This is a genomic window from Brasilonema octagenarum UFV-OR1, from assembly GCF_963888615.1.
Lineage (GTDB): Bacteria > Cyanobacteriota > Cyanobacteriia > Cyanobacteriales > Nostocaceae > Brasilonema > Brasilonema sennae.
In genome coordinates this window covers 1-8,103 of record NZ_CAWPKW010000156.1, presented here as the reverse complement: position 1 = coordinate 8,103, position 8,103 = coordinate 1, and the positions used below count along the sequence as shown (strand labels likewise).

The 8,103-nt window shown below is 45.0% G+C and carries 3 protein-coding genes; all 3 read right to left on the bottom strand.

Going from position 1 to position 8,103, the window contains the following annotated elements:
* Nucleotides 1–212: 212 nt before the first annotated feature.
* The 3 genes from AC5590_RS10745 to AC5590_RS10735 all read right to left on the bottom strand — a co-directional run bounded on the left by AC5590_RS10745 (nt 213) and on the right by AC5590_RS10735 (nt 7,862).
* Nucleotides 213–2,897, bottom strand: coding sequence for a CHAT domain-containing protein (locus tag AC5590_RS10745; RefSeq protein WP_169268630.1), 2,685 nt, complete (start codon nt 2,895–2,897; stop codon nt 213–215).
* Nucleotides 2,852–4,609, bottom strand: a complete 1,758-nt coding sequence (locus AC5590_RS10740; RefSeq protein ID WP_169268629.1) for a ShlB/FhaC/HecB family hemolysin secretion/activation protein — start codon at nt 4,607–4,609, stop codon at nt 2,852–2,854. Before AC5590_RS10740 ends, AC5590_RS10745 begins: the two co-directional genes overlap by 46 nt.
* 106 nt (nt 4,610–4,715) lie before the next feature.
* Entirely contained in the window at nt 4,716–7,862 is a 3,147-nt protein-coding gene (locus AC5590_RS10735; protein WP_169268628.1) for a two-partner secretion domain-containing protein, read from the bottom strand.
* Between the last annotated feature and the right edge of the window lie 241 nt (nt 7,863–8,103).

Genomic DNA, 8,103 nt, shown 5'->3' with positions numbered 1-8,103 from the left:
CGAAGTTGCCACAACGCGGGGAACCCGCGCAAGGCACTTCTCTCTGCAGCACTGGTCTCACCAAATCAAACCGGATTCCTATATATAAAAATGGTAAAATTGAGCTTGGGGACTTCCAAAAAATAAAATAATCAAGCCATGAAAATGATAATCATTTGTACTAAATATACCCGCTTCCTTAGTGTGTGACAGTTCTGGGTGCGGAATGTGGGTTATAACCAATTTCCCAACAACACATAAGGTGCCCAAAAATAAGGACTATTCTCCTTTTTAAAAACGGCAAGTTGAGCAAGCTGGAGTGCTTCGGCTTTACTTACCCCATTATTTAACTGTCGATAAAACTCGCTCATCAAATCTGCGGTAGACTGGTCATCTACTGACCATAAACTTGCCAGTGTACTACGTGCGCCCGCCCGCACAGCCACTCCCGCTAATCCCAATGCTGCTCGCTTGTCTCCTGCTGCTGTTTTGCACGCACTCAGAACAAGTAATTCAATATTACTTGACCGACTAGATTCACTCACTCGCAGTAAACTATCAAATTCCCTTACCTTAAGTAGTTTATCCCAAGCAAGAATAAAAGTTTTTTCTGGATCAGAACTGAACTCACCATGAGTCGCCAAATGAACTACCGAGAAAGGATCTGATTTTAGCTCGTTTTGCAAGTTGTTTTCAGTAAACTTCTGATTTAACAGTTCTTCACTCCTGGGAACCTCAGACTTGATTTCTTCTAACTCCCGTGGCACATTTTGCAATGCCGGAAACCCAAAGCGTTGTTCGCCAACTCCAGCAGTTAAAGCATTTAACTGTACCTTTTGCAATGGTTTGGGTTCAAAAAGTTGCAAACCAGGTGTGAGAGCGATCGCATATTTTTCTATCAGATATTTCTGCTGCTGTTTATCATAAAGAACCCCCATCGGGATATTTTGCAATTCACTATCTAGTACAAACACTAAGGTTTTAATTTCATTCTTGGTTAACTCCCCTGACATTGGTCGAATTAACCAATCATAAATTTCCTGAGATTGCTCCTGAACCTGAAAAGTTTGTTCGACTTGTAGTAAGTCTTTTCGCAGAGAAGCGACAGTGCTTTCTACTTTCTCCCGAGGTATAGCCGTTGTATATTTACGAAGTTCTTTTTGTCCAGGTAACGTGAGAATAACTTCAATACGGTCTGGTAAAATAATTGGATATATGATGGCTGCTTTTTTGTCCTGCCCAAGTGCAGTGTCAATTGTTACTCTAGGTTCCACACAGGGTGAGCGGAAGAAGTTGTTCAGTTCCGCCTGCTGAAGCGATTCAATCACGTTACGGGCTTGCGTGAGATTGTATTGCATAGTTTCAGCGTTACCCTTGCTTTGCAACTGCAAATCCACCAACCCCCGATAGACAGGTTCCACACTCTCGCGGAAAGAAAACTGAATTTCCGGATTCATGGCGACTAAATCCCGACGCAGAGACTCAAGGGTTTTGAATGCTGAATCGTATGCTGCAGTCGCTCCTTTTATATCTCCCTTGACTTTGAGTAAACGTCCCAACTGCCATTGCCATTGATAAGCTATGTCCTGAGGCTCAAGAGTTTGAGCTATAAGTAGGGCTTGCTTGGTAAGGTTTTGTGCCTCAGAGAATTGCCCTGTTTTTTCGTACAACCCACCTAAAGTACCGAGGGCATAAGATTCTGCTCGTTGGTCTTTTAAGCTTTGCGCCTGCCCAACAGCACCCGACAACATTTGAGCAACATCCAGCCATGAAGGATTATCTGTATTAGTTTTCTGTCTTAATTGTGTTATACTTTGGGCATAATTAATCTGGGCATATACTGACGTTCTGCTCGGGGACAACTTACTTATTTCCGGTTGAATTTGAGATGCCAAAGCCAAAGCCGCAGGAAATTGCTGATTTTCCAGAAGTAAACTAAGTTGATTGAGTTGTGCTTGGATGCGCGTTGTGGGTTGTGCGACAAGGGCAGCTTGTTGGTAGTATTTTAATGCTGCTTGAGTTTGTTTCTCAGCTTGGGTTGTATTTCCCAGAGTGAGTTGAGTTTTTCCCTGAGCAAGAGCCGTGTTACCTAGACTGAGCAAAGTCTCACCGCTCGCTATTGGAGATTGCACCCGCTTTGCTACAGCTAAACTTTGCTCTAAGACATCCCTAGATGTGTTTAAATCACCAACAATTCGCAAGATATTGCCGAGACTACGCAATCCTGTTGCTTTAAGTGGAGAGTCTGGAAGCTTTATGAGAGATTGCTGAACCTCAATTAAAGTCTTGCTCGCCTGATGGTAAAGCCCTAAAGCTTGCATCGCTTGAGCTGTATTAATGCGGTTGCGGGTTAATGTCGCTTCATCGCCTATTTGCTTGTAAATCTTTGCGGCTTCTTGCCATGTAGAAAGTGCAGCTTGAGTTTGTCCTCTTGCCAATTGTAACCGCCCTTGTACATCTAGAGCTTGGGCGAAGATTGCAAAACGCTGTTTTGAGTTGTCGTCATTTTTTAAGAGATTTAGACTTTGGGTAATTGCATCTTCAGCTTCAGTCCACTGTCCCAGTTGCTGATACACTAGGGAAAGATTGCTCAAAGTCATCGCTTGATTGAGTTTATCGCCACTGGCTCCAAAGGCAGTTGCTGCTTGTTCCAAAACTTTAACTGCTTCAGCAAATTGTCCAGCCTCATACAGTGCTTTACCCTGTTGCACAGAGTTTTCGCTTTGAACCGTGTGACTTGCTGGACTCTGGGTAGTATAAGTAACAGGAAAAACTGCTGTCAATATTGGTGAAAATACTGTGCATAAAAACGCAGTTAGCAGTGCCAATCCAGTCTGAGTGAGCCACCTTCTACGTGAACCTTTGAAGAGCATCAAGGGTTGTATTGTATGGAAAAATACAGACCGTTTTCTTGCCATGTTCTTTCGCTTGAATCAACAGAGATTAAAGGAACACCCCAGTCAAGACGAGCAGTAAAACGCTCTCCCTGTGACCAGCGTAATCCAAGACCGACGGATGCTAAAGTGTTAGGGTTTGGATTGTCTCTATTTGAACTGTTCCAACCAACACCGAAATCAACAAAAGGGATGATTTGTAAAACACCATTTATCTCGCGTACCCGGAAAATTGGGACTTGAACTTCAGCAGAAGCAAAAGCGCCATTATCTGTAAGTAAGAAATCTTGACGGTAGCCGCGCACATTATCCAAGCCACCTAAACCAATCTGCTCTAATGGTAGAAGTGCTCTTGATGCCAGTTGCATATCTGCACGAAGTAACAGTACGGTGTCAGGAGCCAAAAGACGTACCCACTGAGCTTGTCCTTGCCATGAGAAAAAGCGGCTATCGGGAGGGTTACTATTAATTGTCGCATCTAATGCACCCAGTCCAATGTTAAATTGAGAGCGAGCGGCGATAACTTCACGGCTGTTGCGAGAAGTCCATTCTTGGAAAAATCGTAATGCTGATACGCGAGTGCGTCCCTCCTCATCAGCGCCAGGCGAAAGTAAATTAGGGGGAACTCCCTCTTGTTGGAACAGCCGGGAAGAAATTTCACTTTCTCGTCGAGAGGCGGTAAAGCCAAGAGCAAATTCTTGTGTGGGAGTTTGGATGACTGGCTGGCGGAATGTGAGTTCGTAGTAGCGGGAAGCTGATTGTATATCTAGGGAATTGAAAGGACGTTCAATGATTTCGCTGGATGTCGTACCGTAGTAAAAAGAAAGAGTGCCATTTTGGGGATTGAGGGGAAACGTGTAGCTACCATCAAAGGCGTTGCTGCCATCGGTGTTGGTGTAAGCTAAACTCAAACCGTCTCCAAATCCGAGTAAGTTAGCTTCGTTCACTTGTAATCGGCGGCGGAAACTACCAACACTGGGCGATCGCCTATTATCCAAAACAATTTGGCTCGACAAACTTTTTGCTTCTTGTATCTGCACTTGTAGTATCGTTGTACCGGGACGCGTTCCAGCAGTGAGTTCAGCAGACAGGTTTTGAATCAAAGGGTTTAGTTGCAGCAGTTGCAAGGCTTCTAGCAAGCGTTCTCTATTGAGAGGTGGCGAAGTTGCTCTCACCAGTCGGCTGCGTACATAATTGCGTCTGAGTCGTCTGGTACCTGTGACTTGGATGTCTTCTAATTTACCTTCGATTACCTGGATTTTGACAACACCATCTTGCGTTGTTTGAGCAGGGAGATACGCTCCAGAAGTGATGTAACCTTTTTTGAGGTATAGTTCTGTAATGGCGGTACGAGCCTGAAACACTTCAGTTAGTGAGATAGGTTTGTTAGTAAAGGGAGCGAGTACCTTGGCTAACTCTTCGGGACTGAATACGGTACTGCCAATAACTTCAAATCGTTTAACGATAATAGTTTCAGGAAACTTGCCAGGAATTGGTTCACTCTTGTTGGGAGTTGGACGAGACGGTGGAAGTAAGTCTTGTGGTGGAGGAAGTGGCTGTGGCGGTTTGGGTGAGGGAAATGGAGAAGGTGGAGGTGGTTGCACATCCTGCGGTGAAGGGAGTTGTTGGCTTTGGAAAGAATTGCCGTTTGGTAGTTGTACAGGAGGTACAACTTGTGCATATAGGCGTTTCGGAGTGAAGCTCAGCAATGCAAATATACTTATATATAGTAGCATCTCACTAAATTTTTGATACAAGTGCACCCGACTACCTTTGGCACCCCTCTCCTTAATAAGGAGAGGGGCTGGGGGTGAGGTATAAGTCATGAATGCAAAGCGCGTATTACTTTTCATGGCACTTTGATGGTGTTTGCCAAGAACTCTGGTGTTGTGTTGGGGCTTGTGCTGTAAATATGACTTCGCCCTTGGGACCGAATACCCAGCCAGTCGCTTCTACTATTGGGGCTGGTGTGGTAGGATTTGGAAGTGTAGAAATATTTGTTCTAGAGTTTTTCTCTACTTCAGGGTTGAGAGTTACCCAATCCACTTGAACGGCATCAGGCGTGAGAATGTCTTTCGGGTTGGGGGGTAAGCCGCCGCGTCCGGTGATAATGAAACTGCTTTTCGCGTAGTTGGGAGAGTTGCAACCTTGAGCAAGTTTGGTGTCAACTGGTACTGATGGCAAGTTGACTAAGTCACTGTTGAGGTCAATATCGGGTGTGTCGATTTGCACGGTACCACTTAACTCAGGACTTACCCCTGTGGCAGTGATATCACTATTGGGAGTAGCTGCATTCCGAAATTGTGTACCAAAGATACCAGTGGCATTGATTCGCACATTCCCACCACGGAAGTTAGCAGAATTGGCGCTGATGTCACTATTTTCAAAAGCAACGAGGAAATCGGTGTCAATATTGATGTTGCCCCCGATGACGTTTTCTCCTTGGGCGTTGGTTATGATGTTGCTATTGCGACTCATTATTAAATCTTGTGAGTTGATGTTAATTGTCGCCTGCTCAGAGTTGGGATCAACTTTAGCGCTTTGTGTGTTGGCGGTGAGTAAAGCATCGTTGTTTAATCGGATAGAGCGAGCATTTAATGTCATGTTGCCTGCGGTTCCTGTTCCGAAACTCTGCACGGTTACTCCTGCCCCATCTCGCACTAGTAAAGTATTAGTTTTGATCGTCAAATCTCCCGCATCCCCTGTTGAGTTTGGCTGTGCAGAAGCAAATAAAGCACTGCCAAACCGATTATCAGCGCTTATACCAATAACTTGCACGTCTTGGGCATCAACACTCAAATTTCCCCCCTTGCCTTTACCCAAAGTACTAGCAAGTACCTGTGCCCCATCTTGCACTAGTAAGGTATTAGTTTTGATCGTCAGATCTCCCGCATCCCCTGTTGAGTTTGACTGTGCAGAAGCACCCAAGTTACTGCCAAACTGATTATTAGCGCTTCTACCAATAACTTGCACATCTTGGGCATCAATCCTTAAATTCCCCCCTTTGCCCGCACCAAATGTACTAGCATTTGCCTGTGCCCCATTTCGTACTAGTAAAGTATTAGTTTTAATAGTTAAATTTCCCGCATTCCCTGTTGAGTTTCGATTTGCGGAAGCGCTCAAGAGACTGGCAACCCGATTATCAGGGCTTGTACCAATTAGTTGCATATCTTGGGCATCAACACTCAAATTTCCCCCCTTGCCTGCACCAAATGTACCAGCAAGTACCTGTGCCCCATCTCGCACTAGCAAGGTATTAGTTTTAATCGTCAAGTTTCCCGCATCCCCTGTTGAATTTCGATCTGCGGAAGCACTCAAGGCACTGCCACCCCGATTATCAGTACTTCTACCAATAACTTGCACGTCTTGGGCATCAACACTCAAATTTCCCCCTTTGCCTGCACCAAATGTACCAGTAATTACCTGTGCCCCATCTCGCACTAGCAAGGTATTAGTTTTGATCCTCAAATCTCCTGCATCCCCTGTTGAATTTGGTTCTGCGGAAGAAGCCAAGGCACTGACAACCCGATTATCGGCGCTGCTTGTCCCAATCAGTTGCACATTAAGAGCATCAACCCTCAAATTTCCCCCCTTGCCCGAACCAAATGTACCAGTACCTACTTGTGCCCCATCTCGCACTAGCAAGGTATTGGTTTTGATCGTCAAATCTCCCGCAGCCCCTGTTGAGTTTCGCTGTCCGGAAGCACTCAAGGCACTGCCAAACCGATTATCAGCGCTTCTACCAATCACTTGCACATTTTGGGCATCAACATTCAAATTTCCACTCTTGCCAGCACCAAATGTAGCAGCAGTCACCTGTGCCCCACCCGAAACTTGTAACGTGCTAGTACTGATATTGACATCGCCTCCTTGTCCATTTCCTTGTGCTTGCACATCATTAGCAATTTCACTCTCATTGTTAAGCTTTATTGCGACCGTGGCATTAACATCAATATTTCTCGCCTTACTATTATTAGAACCCAGTCCACTCTCTATCCCTGCAGACAGGGAACTCTCTCCCGTCATCTCTAAATTCCGCGCATTAACCGTAATACTTCCACCATCGCCAGCACGAACATATACTACAGCGCCATTGCTCAGAAAAACATCGCTTTTTTCTACACTATCGGGAAAACTCAAACTCAGATTATTACCATTCCCATTCAGCCCAACTGTTCCCACACTTGCTAACCCACCTAACTCGACTCGCCCACCAAAAGCAAATAATCCTCCACCATCCATATTGATATCACCGCCTACCAACAGCAAACTCTTGCCATCTGGTACGCGCAAACCCGTTGCTGTAAACGCTGAAGATGGATTTAAGCCGGAGTCCGCTATTGAGTTATTTTGGATAGATGCGGCACGAATTTGGTTAAATAGTAAAGCGGAAGGATTGACTGTCAACAGTGCAGGAGTATTCGGATTCGTTGCACTAAAAAAACCTTGCTCGCCAAACCCGATCGCATTGGCTGTCGTCCCTACAAACGAACCTCTAACATCCAAACTGGCATTTCTCCCAAAAATAATCCCATTCGGATTAATCAAAAACAGATTAGCATTACCCAAAACGCCCAGTTTCCCAAAAATCCTTGAAGCATCACTCCCCGTCACCCGACTCAGAATATTCTCAATCCCGCTTGGGTTAGCAAAATACGCCTCTCGTCCTTCACCGATATTAAATTGTGAAAAACTGTGAAACAAGTTAGCGCCACGAATCGCTCCACCATCAATTCTGTCAGCTTGCGGGCTTGTTGGTGTAACTACAGAACTTTCTGCTCCTAAAGTCCTATCAGCCACGGGTTTGAGTTCTTGAGCGAGAGTAGAATCTGTAGAAAATGCGAGTGGAAGCAACACGGCTGCGCTAAGCGCACACCAAGGAGCAATCCCTAACCTCAAGAAGAACCTGCACACAAGAGTATTCATCCTTAACAAGCGACACCCCCTAGCACTGCTTTGCAGTTGCACTCTTTTTTGAGTAAACCACATTTTCTGTTCGTCAAAGTAATATCTACTGACTTCTCAGGTTCAGCGGACAAGTTTTATGCAAACTTTACCAATTATTTACAAAAATTTATAAATTAAGTGATAATAAAAATCCCGCGCTGTCAAAGAATATTGCGGGGTGTGCTGTAATTGGTTGACCAACGCAGTGCCTCCTGAAAAACTAACAAGAGTCCGTTTTAACGGACTTAGACTTTGAGCCAAGAAATTTATTTCTTGGCGGACG

Bases quoted from the DNA above. Each gene is read 5' to 3' on its own strand.
- AC5590_RS10745 (WP_169268630.1), bottom strand. From the start codon at position 2,897: ATGGCAAGAAAACGGTCTGTATTTTTCCATACAATACAACCCTTGATG.
- AC5590_RS10735 (WP_169268628.1), bottom strand. From the start codon at position 7,862: ATGTGGTTTACTCAAAAAAGAGTGCAACTGCAAAGCAGTGCTAGGGGG.
- AC5590_RS10740 (WP_169268629.1), bottom strand. From the start codon at position 4,609: ATGCTACTATATATAAGTATATTTGCATTGCTGAGCTTCACTCCGAAA.